Raw genomic sequence first — 18,678 nt, 5'->3', positions numbered from 1 at the left:
GCTCATTGGCGTTTACTTGCTGGCCGCGAAGCGCATCAGGGCCATTTCGTCGCCCTGCTTGATCTTGCCGGTCACGTTGATGACTTCGAGCTTCCAGGTGGTGCCGGTGCGGACGGCCTTGGCGACGGCGCAGCCGTTGTCCGTGGTGAGCATGCTGGGCCAGATGTCGGCGACCTGCTGGGTGCTGCCGCCGGAGGCGTCGTAGACCTTGAAGCTGATGTTGCGCGCCTTCTGGAAGGAACTGCCCTTCTTGTAGGCGGCGGCGACGAACACGATCGATGTGATGTGCGGCGGGATCTTCTCGAACTGGACGGTGACCGTCTCGTCGTCGCCCTCCCCGTGCCCGGTCTGGTTGTCGCCGCTGTGCAGCAGGGAGCTGTTGCCGATGGGGTCGGGGGAGTCGAGGCCTGCCAGGCGCACCGGGTCCGCGTCGTGCAGGGCGATGGCTATCAGGTCGAGGTCGGTGCCGGACTTGTGGCGGAGCTTGCCGATCAGTCCGCCGCTGCTGCCGGCGGTGGGGTCCCAGGAAACCCCTATGGTCAGGTGGGTCATCCCGTCCAGATCGGCGGGGCCGTCTTCCTTCGTCAGCGTAATCATGCGCACATACTGCCTGGATCTTCGCCGAGGTCCCAGAACAGGCCGGCCATGACGGCCAGGGACTCCCGGGCCACCGATCCCAACAGGTGCTCGTTCGGGGCGTGTTGGGCGCAGGAGGGGTGGGAGTGGGGGACCCAGACCGTGGGCAGGCCGAGGATCTCCGCGAAGGCGTCGTTGGGGAGGGTGCCGCCGAGGTTGGGGAGGATGGCCGGGGTTTTGCCGGTGGTCCGGTGGAGTGATGCCTTCGCCCAGTGGACCCAGGGGGAGTCGGGGTCGAGGCGCGTTGCCGGGACCGCCTGGAGGACCTCGACCTCGACCATGCGCAGCCCGTGTGCGTCGAGGTGAGCCCGGACGATCGACGCCAGGTTCCGCCAGTCCGTGCCCACCACGAAACGGAGTTGTACGTCCGCGTGTGCCGTGCCCGGGATCGCGCCCACCGGCTTGGCCGGGTCCCCGGCGGACAGGGCCAGGACCTCCAGGGTGTTCCAGGCGAAGACTCGCTCGGCGGTGGTGAGGCCCGGCTCGCCCCAGTCCGTGTCGACCGTGGGGTCCGCCTCGCCGCCGCCGACCGTCAGGTCCGCGAGGGCCGCCCGCACCGGCTCGGGGATCGCGGGCGGTCGTAGGCCTTCGACGAGGATGCGGCCCTGGGCGTCGACCAGGGTCGTCACAGCCGCTGCCAGCACCGTCGCCGGGTTGCGCAGTGCGCCGCCCCAGTTGCCGGAGTGGTGGGCGCCGTCGCGCAGGGGCACGCTCAGGCGGAAGTTGGCGGCGCCGCGCGAGCCGAGGAAGAGGGTGGGGCGGTCGGCGGCGAGGCGGGGGCCGTCGGAGGCGATGAGGACGTCTGCCGTCAGGTCGTCCTTCATACGGCGGCAGAACTTGTGCAGGCCCGGGGAGCCGGACTCCTCGCCTGTCTCTATCAGCAGCTTGAGGTTGAAGCCGAGCCTGCCGTCCCGGGCCGCCAACACCTGTTCCAGCGCTGCCAGGTTGACGGTGTGCTGGCCCTTGTTGTCCGCCGTGCCGCGGCCGTAGAGGCGGTCGCCCTCGACCACCAGGTCCCAAGGGGACAGGCCCGCGCGCCAGCGGCCCTCCTGGCCGGGGACGACGTCACCGTGGCCGTAGACCAGGACGGTGGGCGCATCGTCCGCCTCGTGGCGGTGGGCGAGGAGGAAGGGGCCGGCCCCCGGGACCGGGTTGTCGAGGATGCGGACCGTCCCTCCCAAACGGCGTGCGGCCGGGGCGAGTTCGTCCTGCAAGTACGCGTGGAGGCGGGCCGTGTCCGTGGGGGGCCGGCTCTCCGTCGGCATCGCGACCCGGCGGCGCAGGTCGGTCAGGAAGGCGCCGGAGTCGTAGTAGGCGGTGGCCCGGTCGATGGCGGTCTCGCGTGTCGTCATGCCTCGTCGTCCCCGTTCTCCGGCTTGTCGTGGGTGGCCAGGCGGCCGTCCTCGCGGTCCAGCCAGTGCCGTCGTAGCGCGTCCAAGAGGACGGAGACGTCGAAGGACGTCACCCCGGGCAGGTCTGCCAGGTCCCGGGTGAGGAACTCGGCGAGGCCCTCCTCGTCGCGGAAGACGCCGTGGTGGATCACGCCGGCGGTGCCCGCTGTGGTGACCACGTAGCGGGCGGAGGGGTGCCGGGCGAGTACGTGGGCCACCTCGCTCATCGCGCTGGGGGTGACCGTCAGGGTGATCGCGACTTCAAGGGCGTAGCCGAGCAGGCCGGGTTCGATCTCCACGCGGGGGCGGACCAGGCCGCGTTGGAGGAGGGACTGGGTGATGCGGTAGGCGGTGGACTGGCCGATGCCGAGCTCGCGGGAGACCTGGGCGGCGGTGATACGGCCGTCGGCGGCGAGCAGGCGGAGGGTGCGGAGTTCGTCGTCGGTGAGCGTGGCGTGGCGGGCCGGGGTGTCCACTGCCGCGTCCTGGGCCGCGTGTTCGGTGAGGCGTCGTACCTGGGCCTCGGACAGGCGGGGCAGGCGCCAGGAGTCGGACTTGGTGGTGGCCGAGAGGACGAGTTCGGAGCGGGCGGAGCGGACGCCGGGGGTGGCCGGAATGGTCCGGGTCAGCAGCTCGGTGGTCTGGTCGCGGAGGGCGGGTTGGACGGAGCAGTAGACGTCCGACTGCCCGGCGGTGACCGCGACATGGCTCGTCCCCGGCAGGTCGGCGAGGCGGCGGGCCACCTCGGTCGCCCGGCCGGGTTCCGCGGTCACCCAGACCTGCCACGGATGGCCCTCGCCGGACACCGACCAGGCGAGCTGGCCGATCACCCGCAGCAGCCGCTCGGACTCCAGCCGGGCCAGCCGGCGCCCCGCGGTGCTCGCCGAGACGCCCAGCACCTCCGCCAGCAGGCTCAGCGGGGCCCGTGGGGCGTGCTGGAGCGCGGCGACCAGGTCGAGATCGTCGTCGTCCAGAGTGTCCATGTCGTACATCCATTCACAGAACGAATCCGTCAACCAGCGGCTTCACGAGAACGATATGAGCGCAACAAGCATTTTACTTGCATGATCTCACCGCTCGGGTTGTCAATGGGGAGGTGACCGCCACTTCCTCCCCGCCATCCCCCGCCCCTTCGAAGCCGCTCTCCCGACTGCTCTCCGTGCTCATGCGGATCGAGCACATGGGCAACAAACTGCCGCATCCCTTCTGGTTGTTCGGGGTGCTCAGCGTCGTACTCGCGCTCGCCAGCTGGGCGTTGTCCGCCGCCGACGTCTCCGCGCTGAACCCCGCCACCGACGAGACCGTGACCGTCCACAGCCTCGTCTCCGGCGAGGGGCTGCGGATGATGATCGGCGACGCGGTCACCAACTACGCCACCTTCCCGCCGCTCGGCACGATCCTCGTCGTCATGCTGGGCGTGGCCGTCGCCGACCGGGCCGGGCTGCTCCCGGCGATGCTGCGGGCCGCCGTCGCCCGGGTGCCGGCGCGCTGGCTGACGTTCACGCTCGCCTTCAGCGCGATGGTCGCGCACGTCGCCTCCGACGCCGCGTACGTCGTGCTGGTCCCGCTCGGCGCGATGGCGTTCAGGGCCGTGGGGCGCAGCCCGATGCTGGGCGCCGTGGTGGCGTTCGTGTCGGTGTCCGCCGGATATGACGCGAGTCCGCTGGTCACGCCGACGGACGCGGTGCTGTCCGGGCTCACCACAGCAGCCGCGCAGACCGTCGACCCGGGGTATGTGGTCACTCCTCTCTCCAACTACTTCTTCTCGCTCGGCTCTTCGCTGGTGCTGGCCGTCGTCGTCACCGTCGTCACCGAGAAGGTCATCGCGCGGCGGGTGGCGGCGATGCCGGAGGAGGACGACGCCTCGGAGGAGGCCGCCGAAGGGCTGACCCTGCGCGACGACGAGCGGCGAGGGCTGCGTCGCGCGGGCCTCGCCCTGCTCATCTACGCCGCCGTGATCGTGGCGGCGATGATCCCGTCCGGATCCCCGCTGCGGGGCGAGGGCGGCAGCATCGTGCAGTCGCCCGTGCTCACCGGCATCGCGGTCGTGCTCGCGGTGGCGTTCCTGATCGTCGGCGCGGTGTACGGCAAGGTTGTCGGCACCGTGCGCACCGGCCGGGACATCCCGGACCACATGGCGAAGGGGCTGCGCGAGATGGCGCCGATCCTGGTGCTGTTCTTCGCGATCTCGCAGTTCCTGGCGTACTTCAAGTGGACCGGCGTCGGCGAGGTCATGGCGATCCGGGGCGCCGACCTGCTCAAGTCGGCCGGTATCACCGGGCCGGTGGCCTTCCTCGGCGTCCTGGCGGTGTGCACCTGCATCAACCTGCTCGTCACCAGCGGATCCGCCCAATGGGCCCTGGTCGGACCGGTGTTCGTGCCGATGTTCATGCTCCTGGACATCTCGCCGGAGGTGACGCAGGCGGTGTACCGGATCGCCGACTCCTGCACCAACGCGATGACCCCGATGAGCGCCTACTTCGTCATGACCCTGGGCGTGATCCAGCGCTACCGCCGCTCGGCCGGCATCGGCACCCTGCTGTCCCTGACCCTGCCGCTGTGCCTGACCATGCTGGTCGCCTGGACGCTGTTCTTCTACGCCTGGTGGGCGCTGGGCATCCCGCTGGGGCCCGGGGTGCCCGTCCGCTGACCGACGTATCGACGAGGAGAGCCGCACATGTCCCTGCAGCACATCGAGTCCCTGGCCCGAACCGCCCTGCCCGAGATGACCGACGACCTGCGCACGCTGGTCGAACTCGAAACCCCCAGCAACGACAAGGAGTTGCTCACCGCCGGCCTCACCGCGATCGAGGCGTGGACCCGCCGACGGCTCGGCCCGCCCGACGAGTGGCGGCACCACGACGGCGGCCCGCACGGCGACATGCTGGAGCTGCTGTACGAGGGCACCTCGCCCGCGACGGTCCTGGTGCTGTGCCACTACGACACGGTGTGGCCGGCCGGCACCCTCGCCGAGTGGCCGTTCCGGGTCACCGACGAGGGCCGGGCGAGCGGGCCGGGCGTGTTCGACATGAAGTGCGGCCTGGTGCAGGCGGTTTGGGCGCTGCGGCTGCTGCGTGAACTGGACCTGCCGCGCCCCGCCGTACGGCTGTTCCTCAACGGCGACGAGGAGATCGGCAGCCCCGCATCCCGGCCGCACGTCGAGCGGTTGAGCGAGGACATGGCGGCCGCGCTGGTGTGCGAGGCGTCGGCCGGGCCCGAGGGGGCGCTGAAGACCTCCCGCAAGGGCGGCGGCATCTTCGAGTTGACGGTGGACGGGGTGGAGGCCCACGCCGGTCTCGAACCGGAGCGGGGCGCGAGCGCGGTCCACGCCCTCGCGGAACTCGTCACGCAGGTCGTCGCGTTGGCCGACCCGGCACTCGGCACCTCGGTCAACGTCGGTGTGATCAGCGGCGGTACGGGACGCAACGTCGTGGCCGGACAGGCCCGCTGCGGCATCGACGTACGCATCGCCGTCCCCGCCGAGACGGCCCGCATCGACGCCGCCCTGGCCGCGCTGACGCCCTCCGACCCCCGGGTGAAGGTCACGCTCACCGGCGGCTGGGCCCGGCCGCCGATGGTGCCCAACCCGGCCTCGGACCTGCTCTTCAAGCAGGCGCAGGCGATCGCCGCCGACCTGGGCTGGACGGCCCGCGAGACCGCCGTCGGCGGAGCGAGCGACGGCAACTTCGTCGCCGCCCTGGGCCGCCCGGTCCTCGACGGCCTCGGCGCGGTGGGGGACGGTGCCCACGCCCGCCACGAGCACGTCCTGCTGGACCACATGCCTTCGCGTACGGCGCTGATCGCGGGGCTGCTGACGGGGTGCGCGACGTAGGGCTATGGCCGGGGCTTGGTCGCCCGGATGGTCGTCGAGTGCATGGCGTCGGCCACCGGGTGGGTCGGGATGAGTTCGATGTCGGTGAAGCCCGCCTCGGTCAGGCCCTCTCGGTACTCCGTGAAGGAGAGAGCGCCGGCGATGCAGCCGACGTAGTCGCCGCGTGCCGCTCGTTGGGCGGGGGTGAGGGTGTCTTCGGCGACGATGTCGGAGACGCCCAGGCGGCCGCCGGGGCGTAGGACGCGGAACGTCTCCGTGAAGACGGCCCGCTTGTCCGTGGACAGGTTGATCACGCAGTTGGAGATGACCACGTCGATGCTGTTCGCGGGCAGGGGGATGGACTCGATCGTGCCCTTGAGGAACTCGACGTTCCGCGCGCCCGCCTTCCTCGCGTTGGTCAGGGCCAGGGCCAGCATCTCCTCGGTCATGTCCAGGCCGTAGGCCTTGCCCGTGGGGCCTACGCGGCGAGCGGAGAGCAGGACGTCGATGCCGCCGCCGGAACCGAGGTCGAGGACGTGGTCGCCCTCGTGGAGATCGGCTACGGCGGTGGGGTTGCCGCAGCCGAGTGAGGCGGCGACCGCCTCGGCGGGCAGTGCGTCGTGGTCGTCGGCGGTGTAGAGGGCCGGGCCGAAGTTGTCGTCGGTCTCCACCGCGTCCATCGGCTGGGGGCCGCAGCAGGACGTTCCGCCTTCGATGACCTGGAGTGCGGCTGCCGCATAGCGGCGGCGGACGGTTTCGCGCGGGTCGGTGGGCTGATCAGGCATGGCTGACTCCTCGGATGATCTAGCTGAGCTGCCTGTATTGAGGTTTGTTGATGCAAGCTTGCGTCTTTGATCGACGGCTGTCAATATAGAAATGTATCGAAACAAGAGCTGGTGGTGCTGGGGCGGCACCGTGATCATCACGATGGGGTGCGGGGGTTGCCGGCGGAGCTGCACGGCTGACGAAACTCCGTGGCCGGGCTCCGGCCCGTCGCGCCACACTGGGGCGATGCCGCAGCTGACGCCGCCTCATGTCCGGTTCCGTGCCTCGTTCCTGGAGGCCGTGGGGGAGAACGTGGCCGAAGGAGAGGCCTTCAGCGACGCCCTCACGCGGGAGCTGCGGACGTACGGCGGCAGCTGGCACGAGCCGGACGGGTTCGCACGGTACGTGGCCGCCGTACGCGAGGAGGAACTGGAGGAGGGGCGACGGCCCGAGGGCTTCGTGCCCGCCAGTTGGTACTGGTACGTCGACGGTGACCTCTACCTCGGTCGAATCCAGATCCGCCACCGCCTCACGGACTCCCTCCGCGACTACGGCGGTCACATCGGGTACGGCATCCGGCCCTCCGCCCGCCGCAAGGGCCACGCGACCGCCATGCTCCGGGACGTCCTGCCGCACGCCCGCGCTCTCGGCCTCGACCGCGTCCTGGTCACCTGCGATGTCACCAACACCGCCTCCCGCAAGGTGATCGAAGCCAATCGCGGGGAATTCGAGGATCAGCGGGGTGGAAAGCTGCGTTTCTGGATCCGGACGGGGCGCTGAGGCGTCCTCGTCTGTATGGACCTCGAGAAGCCGGCCCCGCAGCAGCAGAACCCCGAAGGGTGTCTCGTCGTCGCGATTCGCATCCCTGTGCGGATCGTGGTGCTTGTGCTGGTCGTGCCGGTGCGGATGGTGTGGGACGGGCTTGTCGTCGCCTGGCGGTTTCTGAACGACACCGTGTTCAGGCCGCTCGGGCGCGCTCTGCTGTGGATCGGGCGTGCCGTATTCGTGTGGCCGGTGGTGGGGCTGTGGCGGTACGTCGTCGTCCCCGTCGGCAAGGGGCTCGTCTGGCTGGGGAATCTGCTCGTCGTCGTACCTCTCGGCTGGCTCTACCGTCACGTCCTCACACCCCTCGGACACGCCGTCGCCTGGGTCGGGCGAGGACTTGCCGCCGGGTTCACGTGGGTGTACGCGCGCGTGCTCACTCCGGTCGGGCACGCGGTCGTGTGGGTGCTGAAGGGCGTCGGGGCCGTGTTCGCCGCCGTCGGGATCGGGGTGTACACCGCCTTGGCCTGGCTGGGGCGGTATCTCCTCGTCGTACCCGCGCTGTGGCTGTACGAGTGGGTCCTCGCGCCCGTCGGACGCGCGATCGCCTGGATCGGGAACGTCATCGTCACCGGGATCGGAGCGGCCCTGTACTGGACGACCCGTGTCCTGGTCGTCCTGCCCGCCCTCGCCCTGTGGCGCTGGGTGCTCGTGCCGGTCGGGCGGGTCCTTGCCGTTGTGGGGCGGGAAGTGTGGGACGCGATCGGGCATGCCTGGCGGGTCGCCGGGCGGATCTCGCTCGTCGTCGGAAGGTTCCTCGGGACCCTCTTCCGGTGGATCTTCGTGGAGCCCGTGCGGTGGGTGTACGCGCGCGTGCTCACGCCGGTCGGGCATGTCGTACGGGATGCGGTGCTCAAGCCCGTCGCCGAGGCCCTGCGCGGTGTGGGGCGGGTGACGCGGCAGGCTCTGGCCGCCGCGCGTGAGTCCGCCCGGCAGGCGCGTGCCGACTTCCGGCGGATGGTCTTCGGGGAGCCGCGGCAGCCGGAGGCGGTGGAGCGACGGGAACCTGTGGGCGTCGAGACACGTACTCTTGGTAGTAGTACGACCGCTCTCACGAAGGACTGAACGACACTGGGCAAGCGACAGCCCGAAGGCCCGCCGCCCGCACCCGCGGTGCAGCGCATCCGACTGCGCTACACCAAGCGCGGCCGCCTCCGGTTCACCAGCCACCGTGACTTCCAGCGCGCCTTCGAGCGTGCGCTGCGCCGCGCCGAGGTGCCGATGGCGTACTCGGCGGGGTTCACGCCGCATCCGAAGGTGTCGTACGCCAATGCCGCACCCACCGGCACGGGCAGTGAGGCGGAGTATCTGGAGATCGCGCTCACCGAAGCGCGCGATCCCGAAAAGCTGCGCGAGCTGCTCGACGAGTCGCTGCCCACCGGGCTCGACATCGTCGACGCGGTCGAGGCCCGGACCTCGGGGCTCGCCGACCGGCTCACCGCTTCCGTCTGGGAGCTGCGGCTGGTCGGGGTGGCGCCCGAGGACGCCGAGCGCGCGGTGGCCGCATTCAACGCGGCCGAAAGCGTAGAGGTCCAGCGCATGGCCAAGAACGGCATGCGCACCTTCGACGCCCGCCCCGCAGTAGCAAGCCTTGAAGCCAGTCTTGAATCCAGTTATGAGACGCACAGTCCACAGGCTGATAGGCCTATCGACCAGCCCTGTGCGATACTGCGCCTGGTTGTTCGGCACGTGACGCCTGCCGTACGACCCGACGACGTCCTGTCCGGTCTCCGCGCCGTGGCCGACCTGGCGCCGCCGGTCCCCGCAGCGGTGACCAGGCTGGCGCAGGGGCTGTTCGATGAAGAGACCGGCACGGTGACCGACCCGCTCGCGCCCGACCGCGAGGCAGACAAGGCCCCAGTTTCGGCCTGACGTCTGCCGCCGCGAAGGCGTCGGCGTAAGGAAGGTCCCGCGTAGGGACGGACGTCGTAGCGCCGCCCTCGTATCCGGGAGCCACCTGGGTCGGGCAGCGCGACCACCACAAGACTTTCGCCAGGCCGTCCGCATATGGGCGTACGGAACCGGCGAGACAGGACACAGAGAGCTCCCGTGCGGCGCCCGCGCCCCGGACGGCGGCACCGCGCAACGCGCGAGCCGCGGACGTCACCGGCATCACAGCCGGACCAGGTGCGGCGCCCGGGAGCCTGACGGGAGAAACGCCCGCATGCTCGAGCCGACCGAACCCACCGAGGGTTCCGAACTCAACACCCCCAGCGACACCCTGCCGCCGCGTCGTCGGCGCAGGGCCGCTTCCCGACCGGCGGGCCCGCCGGTCGCCGACACCGCGGCCGAGACGACCGCGCCGGCCATACCGGCCGCCGATTCCGCCGACCTCGCCGACTCCGTTGCCGATGTGGCGGAGGAGAAGGCCGAGACCGACGAGAAGGTCGAGGCCGAGGAGGCCGCGCCCGCCGCTCGTACGCGACGCCGGGCCACCCGCCGTGCCTCCGCGCCTGCCGGGGCTCCCGCGCCGGTCGAGGCCGCCGAGACCGTCGTGCCTGCCGCCGAAGAGTCCGTGGACGAGGCCGAAGAGGCCGAAGAGTCCGTGGAGGAGGCCGCTCCCCCTCGTACCCGCCGTCGCGCCACGCGCCGGGTGTCCGCGCCCGCCGTGGCTCCGGCCGCCGCCGAGGTCGTGGAACCGGCTGTGGAGCCGGCTGAGGTCGTCGAGACCCCCGCCGTCACCGAGCCCTCCGTCGCTGCCGAGGCCCCCGCCGTCACCGAGGACGCCGCGCCCGCCGGGCGTTCCCGGCGTCGTGTGGCCCGTCGTGCGTCCGCGCCCGCCGGGGCCCCTGCTGCCGCCGAGGTCGTGGAGACCGCGCCGGTCGTCGAAGAGGCCGCCGAGACGCCGGTCGAGGCCGATGAGGTCACCGAGGACGCCGCCCCGCGTCGTAGCCGCCGCCGTGCCACGCGCCGTGTCGCCGCGCCCACCGCGACCCCCGCCAGCGAGGAGGCCCCCGTGGCCGCCGAACCGACCGACGAGAACGAGACCGAGGCCGCCGAGACGGTCGTAGAGACGAAGGCCGACGAAGCGCCCGTCGAGGGTGCCGCTCCGCGGCGTGCGCGGCGGCGGGCCGTGCGGCAGGCCGCCGGTGGGTTCTCCGCGCCCGCGCCGAAGAGCGGTGACGAGGCCGATGGGCCGCGTAAGCCCGCCCGGCCCGCGGTCGCCGTGTTCCAGGCGCCCGTCTTCACCGAGCCGATGTTCCAGACGCCGGAGCGGGCCGCCGCTGCCGCTGCCGCCCAGGCGGCGGAGGTTGTCGAGGAGCCTGCCGAGGCCGCAGCGGCCGTGGTAGAGGCTCCCGAGCCCGTCGAGGAGGAGACCGGGGGGCGGCGTCGTCGCCGTCGCCGGGGTGCCGCCTTCGTCGAGGAACCCGAGGCTGCCGCCCCGGTCGCCGAGACCGTCGTAGAAGAAGACGAGTCCGAGGAAGTCGAGGACGCCGTCGACGGTGAGGACGGGGAGGAGACCGGGTCGCGTCGTCGGCGTCGTCGTGGTGGGCGTCGCCGTCGTCGGGGTGAGACCGCCGAGTCCGCCGGTGAGTACGAGGCCGAGGACGGCGACGAGCTTGCCGTCGAGCAGGCCGAGCAGGATGCCGAGGACACCGCCGAGCAGGTCGAGGAAGACGCCGAGGACGACGAGGGGCGTGAGGAGTCGGGCGGTTCCGGCTCCAGCAGCAGCCGTCGCCGGCGCCGTCGTCGCCGTCGTGCCGGTGACTCCGGTACCGAGGGCGACGCGACGGCCGACGACCCCGAGCGCACCGTCGTCAAGGTCCGCGAGCCGCGTCCGGCCAAGAAGGACGAGCACCCGAGCGACGAGGTGCAGTCCATCAAGGGCTCGACCCGCCTGGAGGCCAAGAAGCAGCGCCGCCGGGAAGGCCGTGAGCAGGGGCGCCGACGCGTTCCGATCATCACCGAGGCCGAGTTCCTGGCCCGTCGTGAGGCCGTCGAGCGGGTGATGGTCGTCAGGCAGTACGGCGACCGTACGCAGATCGGCGTCCTGGAGGACGGCGTGCTCGTCGAGCACTACGTCAACAAGGAGCAGTCGACCTCGTACGTCGGCAACGTGTACCTGGGCAAGGTCCAGAACGTGCTGCCGAGCATGGAGGCCGCGTTCATCGACATCGGCAAGGGGCGCAACGCCGTTCTCTACGCCGGTGAAGTGAACTTCGAGGCGCTCGGCATGGCCAACGGGCCGCGGCGCATCGAGTCCGCGCTGAAGTCGGGCCAGTCGGTGCTCGTCCAGGTCACCAAGGACCCGATCGGGCACAAGGGCGCGCGGCTCACCAGCCAGGTCTCCCTCCCCGGGCGCTACCTCGTGTACGTCCCCGAGGGCTCGATGACCGGCATCAGCCGCAAGCTGCCCGACACCGAGCGGGCCCGGCTGAAGACCATCCTCAAGAAGATCGTCCCCGAGGACGCGGGCGTCATCGTGCGCACCGCCGCCGAGGGCGCGAGCGAGGACGAGCTGCGCCGCGATGTCGAGCGACTGCAGGCGCAGTGGGAGGACATCCAGAAGAAGACGAAGAGCGGCAACGCCCCGACGCTGCTCTACGGCGAGCCGGACATGACCGTCCGGGTCGTCCGAGACATCTTCAACGAGGACTTCACCAAGGTCATCGTCAGCGGTGACGAGGCCTGGGAGACCATCCACGGGTACGTCTCCCACGTCGCGCCCGACCTGGCCGAGCGGCTGTCCCGCTGGACGTCCGAGGTCGACGTCTTCGCGACGTACCGGATCGACGAGCAGCTCGCAAAGGCGCTGGACCGCAAGGTGTGGCTGCCCAGCGGTGGCTCGCTGGTGATCGACAAGACCGAGGCGATGATCGTCGTCGACGTCAACACCGGTAAGTTCACCGGCCAGGGCGGCAACCTCGAAGAGACCGTGACCAGGAACAACCTGGAGGCGGCCGAGGAGATCGTGCGCCAGCTGCGGCTGCGCGACCTGGGCGGCATCGTCGTCATCGACTTCATCGACATGGTCCTCGAGTCCAACCGGGACCTGGTGCTGCGGCGCCTCCTTGAGTGCCTGGGCCGGGACCGTACGAAGCACCAGGTTGCCGAGGTCACCTCGCTGGGCCTCGTCCAGATGACCCGCAAGCGGGTCGGCCAGGGTCTCCTGGAGTCCTTCTCCGAGACCTGCGTCCACTGCAACGGTCGCGGCGTCATCGTGCACATGGAGCAGCCGACCTCCGCCGGTGGCGGCGGCAAGCGCAAGAAGCGCGGGCGTGGCGGTGCCGAGCAAACGCACGAGCACGAGAGTGCCGCGGACGTGGCCGAGGAGATCGAGACCGAGGCCGAGCTCGCCGCCGAGGTCGCCGAGCCCCTCGCGCTGACCGAGCCCGTCTTCGAGCCCGACGAGGAGTTGTACAGCAGCGCCGCCGAGGCGGAGGCCGCCGCCACACGTGGGCGTTCGCGGCGCCGGTCGAGCCGTCGGGCTTCGGCTCCGGCGGGTGCGCCCCGGGGCGAGGAGCGTCCGATGGTGGAGTCCGCCGTCGTCGCGCACGCCGAGCCCGTCGCCGTCGAGGACCCGGTCGTCGAGGCGCCGGTCGCGGAGGCTCCGGCTGCCGCGGCTCCGGTTTCGGACGAGGCCGCGCCCAAGGGCCGTACGCGTCGTCGTGCGACCCGGAAGGTGTCCGCGCCGGCCGGTTCGCCCGCGTCGGCCACGGCCGAGGAGGTCGTGGTGACGGTCAGCGAGCCGGCGCCCGTGGAGGCTCCGGCCGTCGCGGAGCCCGAGGCGCCCGTCGAGAGCGCCGCTCCGGCCCGGCCACGGCGTCGCGCCGTCCGCAAGGAGACCGCGCCCACCGCGTCCGAGGAGATGGCCGTCGTGGTCGTCCCGTCGGCCACGGCCGAGCCCGAGCCCGAGGCCGAGGAAGCGGCTCCGGCCGCCAAGAAGACGGCCGCCCGCAAGACGGCCAAGAAGGCGACGGCGAAGAAGGCCGCCACCAAGAAGACCGCGGCGAGCAAGACGGCCGCCAAGAAGACCGCCGCGAAGAAGACGACCGCCAAGAAGGCGGCGACGAAGAAGAAGACGGCGGCGGCCGAGCAGCAGGAACAGTCGACGGTCTCGGCGGCCACGGAAGGCTGATCGACTCCGGAAGTGATGAACGGCGGTGGCCCGCTCGGTGCGAACCGGGCGGGCCACCGCCGTTCCGCGTCGCTTACCGAATCCACACCGTTGGAGCAGGTGAACTGCGTGTGAATAGCGGTCAGGGGACAAGGTTAAGATGAGGAGATTGAATAACGCCAAACTCAGACAAACGGGGATTTTGATCCCCGCACATGCATCGCATGGGGGGTTAATACGTGAAGGCTCTCGTGCTCTCCGGGGGAGCGGGCACCCGCCTCCGCCCGATCACGCACACCTCGGCCAAACAGCTGGTGCCGGTCGCCAACAAACCAGTGCTCTTCTACGGCCTGGAAGCGATCGCCGAAGCAGGGGTCACCGAGGTCGGAATCGTCGTCGGGGACACCGCGGACGAGATCCGCGAGGCGGTCGGCGACGGTTCCCGGTTCGGGATCGAGGTCACCTACATTCCGCAGGACGCGCCGCTGGGCCTCGCCCACGCCGTGCTCATCGCCCAGGACTTCCTCGGCGACGACGACTTCGTGATGTACCTGGGCGACAACTTCATCGTCGGCGGCATCACGGGCCTGGTGGAGGAGTTCCGCAGTGAGCGGCGCGACGCACAGATCCTGCTGACCAAGGTCCCCAACCCCACCTCCTTCGGTGTCGCGGAACTCGACGCCGAGGGCCGGGTGATCGGCCTGGAGGAGAAGCCCAAGGAGCCCAAGAGCGATCTGGCGCTCGTCGGCGTGTATCTGTTCACCGCGGCAGTACACGAGGCCGTCCGCTCCATCAAGCCTTCCTGGCGCGGCGAGCTGGAGATCACGCACGCCATCCAGTGGCTGATCGACGAGAAGCGTGACGTCCGCTCCACCACGATCTCCGGCTACTGGAAGGACACCGGCAATGTCACCGACATGCTGGAGGTCAACCGGTCCGTCCTGGAGACCGTGGAGCCGCTGAACGCGGGCACGGTGGACGAGGGCAGCGAGATCATCGGCCGGGTGCGCATCGAGGCGGGCGCCCGGGTCAGCGGCAGCCGGATCGTCGGACCCGCGATCATCGGCGCCGGTACGGTGGTGAGCGACGCGTACATCGGCCCGTTCACCTCGATCTCCGAGGACTGCCGGATCGAGGACAGCGAGATCGAGTACTCCATCGTGCTGCGCGGCTCCTCCGTGACCGGCGTGCGGCGGGTGGAGGCTTCCCTCATCGGGCGCGATGTCGAGGTCACGCCCGCCCCCCGTCACCCTTCGGCCCACCGACTCGTGCTCGGCGACCACAGCAAGGTGCAGATTTCCTCATGACGACGAAAATCCTGGTGACCGGCGGGGCCGGTTTCATCGGCTCCCACTACGTCCGTACGCTGCTCGGCCCGCAGGGCCCCGGTGATGTCGAGATCACCGTCCTGGACAAGCTGACGTACGCGGGCAACCCGGCCAACCTCGACGAGGTGCGCGCGCACCCCGGATTCGCCTTCGTGCAGGGCGACATCTGCGACCCCGGGCTGGTCGGCAAGCTGATGGCCGAGCACGACCAGGTGGTGCACTTCGCCGCCGAGTCGCACGTGGACCGCTCGATCGACGGGGGCGCGGAGTTCGTCCGCACCAACGTGGTCGGCACCCACACGCTCATCGACGCGGCACACCGGGCCGGCATCAAGACCTTCGTGCACATCTCCACCGACGAGGTCTACGGCTCGATCGACGAGGGCTCCTGGCCCGAGACGCACCCGCTGGAGCCCAACTCGCCCTATTCCTCGGCGAAGGCGTCCAGCGACCTGATCGCGCTGTCGTACCACCGCACCCACGGCCTGGACGTCCGCGTCACCCGCTGCTCCAACAACTACGGGCACCACCACTTCCCCGAGAAGGTCATCCCGCTCTTCGTCACGAACCTCCTCGACGGCAAGAAGGTCCCGCTGTACGGCGACGGCGGTAACGTCCGCGACTGGCTGCACATCGACGACCACGTCCAGGGCATCGAGCTGGTCCGCACCAAGGGCCGGGCCGGCGAGGTCTACAACATCGGCGGCGGCACCGAGCTGTCCAACAAGGAGCTCACCGGGCTGCTCCTCGCGGCCTGCGGCGCCGACTGGGAGACCAGCGTCGAGTACGTCGAGGACCGCAAGGGCCACGACCGGCGCTACTCCGTCGACTGCACGAAGATCCGCGAGGAGCTCGGCTACGAGCCCCGCAAGAGCTTCGAGCAGGGCTTGGCGGAGACGGTCCAGTGGTACCGGGACAACCGGTCGTGGTGGGAGCCGCTGAAGGAGCGCGCGGCGCTGTGACAGACAACCGAAACTGGCTGGTCACCGGAGCGGGCGGCATGCTCGCCCAGGACGTGCTCGACCAACTGGCCGCCGAGGGCGAGCAGTTCGTCGCGCTGGACCGCGCGGCCCTGGACCTCACCGACCCCGCGGCCGTCCGGGAGGCGCTGGAGCTCCACCGCCCCGCCGTGGTCGTCAACTGCGCGGCCTGGACCGCCGTGGACGACGCCGAGACCCGCGAGGCCGAGGCGCTGCGGATCAACGGTGACGGCCCGGCCCACCTGGCCGCCGCCTGCGCGAGCACCGGCGCCGTCCTGCTCCACGTCTCCACCGACTACGTCTTCGCCGGCGACGCCACCACCCCGTACGCCGAGGACGCCCCCACCGCCCCGCGCAGCGCCTACGGCCGCACCAAGCTGGCCGGTGAGCAGGCCGTCCTGAAGACCCTCCCGGACCACGGCTATGTGGTCCGCACCGCCTGGCTGTACGGCGCCGGCGGCTCCAACTTCGTGCGCACCATGATCCGGCTGGCGGGCGAGCGGGACACCCTGGACGTCGTGGACGACCAGCGCGGCCAGCCCACTTGGAGCGCCGATCTGGCCGGACTGCTGCTGGCCCTTGGCCGCGGCGCTCTGGCCGGCACCGCCCCGGCCGGGATCTACCACGGCACCAGCTCCGGCGAGACCACCTGGTACGGCTTCACCCGGGAGATCTTCCGGCTCCTTGGCGCCGACCCGGACCGGGTCCGCCCGACCACCAGCGCGGCGTTCACCCGCCCCGCCCCCCGACCCGCCTACAGCGTCCTTGGCCACGACCGCTTCCACGCGGCCGGCATCGAGCCGCCGCGCGACTGGCGCGCGGCTCTCGCCGAGGCCTTCCCGGAGATCCACCGGGTCCACGAGAAGGAGAACCCGGCGTGACAGTCAAGGTCAGCGTCGTCATCGCGGTCTACAACCCCGGCAAGTACGTCGAGGACTGTGTCTCCTCCCTGCTGCGGCAGAGCCTGACCCCGGACGAGTTCGAGGTCTTCTTCGTCGACGACGGCTCCACCGACGAGACGCCCGCCCGCCTCGACGAGCTGGCCGCCGAGCACGCCCATATGCACGTCATCCACCAGGAGTCCTCCGGCTGGTCCGGCCGCCCCCGCAACACCGGCGTCGACGCCGCCCGCGGCGAGTACGTCATGTTCGTCGACCACGACGACTGGCTCGGCGACGAGGCCCTGGAGCGGATGTACGAGTACGGCAAGGCGAACGACGCCGACGTGGTCGTAGGAAAGATGGCGGGCATCGGCCGCCCGGTCCCGCAGGAGCTGTTCCGGGTCAACCGGCCGCACGCCACCGTGGAGAACGCGCCGCTGATCGACAGCCTGACCCCGCACAAGATGTTCCGCCGGGCGTTCCTGAACGAGCACGGCATGCGGTTCAAGGAGGGCCGTCGGCGGCTGGAGGACCACGTCTTCGTCGCCGAGGCCTACCTGAGGGCGAAGAGCGTCGCCGTCCTCGGCGACTACCTCTGCTACTACCACATCACCCGGGACGACGGCTCGAACGCCGGCTTCCAGCGCTTCGACCCGGCCGGTTACTTCGGGAACCTGCGCGAGGCCCTCGACGTGGTCGAGGAACTCACCGAGCCGGGCCCGCTGCGCGACCGGCTGTTCAGCCGCTGGCTGCGCAACGAGATGGTCGAGCGGCTGCGCGGCAAGCGTCTCCTCAAGCTCCCCGAGGACTACGCCGAGGAGCTCTACCGCGAGATCCGCGGCGTGGTCACCGAACGCTTCGGACCGGGCGTCATCGCGCAGATCGCCCCCGTCCAGCAGGTGGTGGCCGGCCTGATCGTCGCCGACCTCTACCAGGACATCCGGGCGCTCGCCGAATGGGAGGCCGCGATCCGGCCCACCGGCGAACTCACCTCCCTGGCCTGGGAGAACGGCAAGCTCAACATCGGCTTCAGCGGCGAGTACGACGTGGACGGCGCCCCGCTGACCTTCCGCCGCGACGGTGAGCGCGACCTGCTCGGGCTGCCGCTCTCCGCCGAGGCGCTCAAGGCCCTGGCCGGGCAGGACATCAGCCTGGACGCCCCGGTCGACGCCAGCGGCGTGGACCTGGTCGTCCGGCACCGGGACAACGCCACGCAGTACTACCTCCCGCTGGACAGCGAGCCGCACCGGCTGGACGCTGGCGACGACTCCTTCGCGCTGCGGATGACCGCGCGTGCCGTGCTCGACCCGGAGACCGCGGCCGCGGGCGGGCCCCTGGACAAGGGCATCTGGGACCTGCACCTGCGTGTCAAGTCCTGCGGCTGGGGCAAGGAGACCCGGCTCGGCGCGGTGCGTGGCGAGGATGTGGAGGCCGGCCGGGTGGCCGCGCTCACCGGTGAGCCGAGGCGGCTGGTCCTGCCGTACTGGACCGACGGGCCGGGCAACCTCTCGCTCGACGTCGACCAGCACACCGGCAAGCTGGAGGGCGAGGCGGTGGCAGTGATGGACCCGGCCGCTGCCGTGGTCGACGGCTCCACTGTCCGGCTCCCGCTCCCGCTGCACCTCGCGGCGGACGCCGGGAACGCGGTGCAGCTGCGGTTCGAGCGCAAGAACGTGGGCAAGTTCCCGGCCGACGCCGTGGTCGACGGTCGTAGCGTGAGCGCTTCGCTGCCGCTGGAGCAGCTCACCGGGAAGCGCTGGGCGGTCCGGATCGGTGTGCCGTCCGCCGCCCGGGGCGCGGCGAAGTGGACCCGGCTGCCCGTCGACGTGGTCGTGGACGCGGAGGCGACCGCCCGGGTGATCGACCGGCACACCCCGCCGGAGCCCAAGCCCGCGCCGAAGCCCGTCGCGGAGAAGAAGCCCGCCCCGCCGCGTCCGCTGTGGCGCCGGGCCGCCGGGCGCGTCAAGCGCGCCCTCACGAACCAGCAGAAGAAGAGCTGAGGACCC

General features: G+C 71.1%; 14 protein-coding genes. 10 read left to right on the top strand and 4 right to left on the bottom strand.

Annotation, left to right across the window (positions count from 1 at the left end; genetic code table 11):
* Positions 1-12: 12 nt before the first annotated feature.
* The 3 genes from AC5DRG_RS18270 to AC5DRG_RS18260 are packed head-to-tail and all read right to left on the bottom strand — an operon-like array spanning position 13 to position 3,010.
* Positions 13-597 carry a TerD family protein gene (locus tag AC5DRG_RS18270; RefSeq protein ID WP_491811604.1) on the bottom strand — a complete coding sequence of 195 codons (585 nt, stop codon included), beginning with the start codon at positions 595-597 and terminating at the stop codon, positions 13-15.
* Positions 594-1,988 (bottom strand): M20 family metallopeptidase, encoded by a 1,395-nt coding sequence (locus AC5DRG_RS18265; protein WP_491811603.1) that lies wholly within the window; start codon positions 1,986-1,988, stop codon positions 594-596. Before AC5DRG_RS18265 ends, AC5DRG_RS18270 begins: the two co-directional genes overlap by 4 nt.
* The gene (locus AC5DRG_RS18260; protein WP_491811602.1) at positions 1,985-3,010 is read right to left on the bottom strand and encodes an Lrp/AsnC family transcriptional regulator; all 1,026 of its coding nucleotides are present in this window, start codon (positions 3,008-3,010) and stop codon (positions 1,985-1,987) included. Before AC5DRG_RS18260 ends, AC5DRG_RS18265 begins: the two co-directional genes overlap by 4 nt.
* 113 nt (positions 3,011-3,123) lie before the next feature.
* Between AC5DRG_RS18260 and AC5DRG_RS18255 the strand changes: the two genes are divergently transcribed.
* Entirely contained in the window at positions 3,124-4,677 is a 1,554-nt protein-coding gene (locus AC5DRG_RS18255; RefSeq protein WP_491811601.1) for an AbgT family transporter, read from the top strand.
* A 27-nt stretch (positions 4,678-4,704) separates the two neighbouring features.
* On the top strand, positions 4,705-5,859 hold the full coding sequence (locus AC5DRG_RS18250) for a M20 family metallopeptidase (RefSeq protein WP_491811600.1): 1,155 nt from the start codon (positions 4,705-4,707) through the stop codon (positions 5,857-5,859).
* 2 nt (positions 5,860-5,861) lie between these two features.
* Here AC5DRG_RS18250 and arsM read toward each other — a convergent pair whose 3' ends face one another.
* Positions 5,862-6,623, bottom strand: coding sequence for an arsenite methyltransferase (gene arsM, locus AC5DRG_RS18245; protein WP_491811599.1), 762 nt, complete (start codon positions 6,621-6,623; stop codon positions 5,862-5,864).
* Between the two features lie 226 nt (positions 6,624-6,849).
* On the opposite strand from arsM, the gene AC5DRG_RS18240 reads away from it, so the two are divergent.
* The 8 genes from AC5DRG_RS18240 to AC5DRG_RS18205 all read left to right on the top strand — a co-directional run bounded on the left by AC5DRG_RS18240 (position 6,850) and on the right by AC5DRG_RS18205 (position 18,672).
* Positions 6,850-7,383: a GNAT family N-acetyltransferase gene (locus tag AC5DRG_RS18240; protein ID WP_491811598.1), complete on the top strand. Its 534-nt coding sequence runs from the start codon at positions 6,850-6,852 to the stop codon at positions 7,381-7,383.
* Positions 7,384-7,398: 15 nt separating this feature from the next.
* The gene (locus AC5DRG_RS18235) at positions 7,399-8,490 is read left to right on the top strand and encodes a hypothetical protein (protein WP_491811597.1); all 1,092 of its coding nucleotides are present in this window, start codon (positions 7,399-7,401) and stop codon (positions 8,488-8,490) included.
* 48 nt (positions 8,491-8,538) lie between these two features.
* A complete protein-coding gene (locus tag AC5DRG_RS18230; RefSeq protein WP_491811596.1) occupies positions 8,539-9,297 on the top strand; it encodes a TIGR03936 family radical SAM-associated protein in 759 nt (252 codons plus the stop codon).
* A 292-nt stretch (positions 9,298-9,589) separates the two neighbouring features.
* Entirely contained in the window at positions 9,590-13,504 is a 3,915-nt protein-coding gene (locus AC5DRG_RS18225) for an Rne/Rng family ribonuclease (protein WP_491811595.1), read from the top strand.
* Positions 13,505-13,722: 218 nt separating this feature from the next.
* Positions 13,723-14,790: a glucose-1-phosphate thymidylyltransferase gene (locus AC5DRG_RS18220; RefSeq protein WP_491811594.1), complete on the top strand. Its 1,068-nt coding sequence runs from the start codon at positions 13,723-13,725 to the stop codon at positions 14,788-14,790.
* Positions 14,787-15,773: a dTDP-glucose 4,6-dehydratase gene (gene rfbB, locus AC5DRG_RS18215; RefSeq protein ID WP_491811593.1), complete on the top strand. Its 987-nt coding sequence runs from the start codon at positions 14,787-14,789 to the stop codon at positions 15,771-15,773. The genes AC5DRG_RS18220 and rfbB overlap by 4 nt, the downstream gene beginning before the upstream one ends.
* Positions 15,770-16,672: a dTDP-4-dehydrorhamnose reductase gene (rfbD, locus tag AC5DRG_RS18210; RefSeq protein ID WP_491811592.1), complete on the top strand. Its 903-nt coding sequence runs from the start codon at positions 15,770-15,772 to the stop codon at positions 16,670-16,672. The genes rfbB and rfbD overlap by 4 nt, the downstream gene beginning before the upstream one ends.
* Complete coding sequence (locus tag AC5DRG_RS18205) at positions 16,669-18,672, top strand: glycosyltransferase family 2 protein (RefSeq protein ID WP_491811591.1); 2,004 nt, start codon at positions 16,669-16,671, stop codon at positions 18,670-18,672. The genes rfbD and AC5DRG_RS18205 overlap by 4 nt, the downstream gene beginning before the upstream one ends.
* Positions 18,673-18,678: the final 6 nt, after the last annotated feature.

The sequence above is a fragment of the Streptomyces sp. JLBG701 genome, from assembly GCF_058544905.1.
The sequence above is the reverse complement of the archived record's forward strand: the minus strand, read 5'-3'. Positions and strand labels throughout refer to the sequence as shown.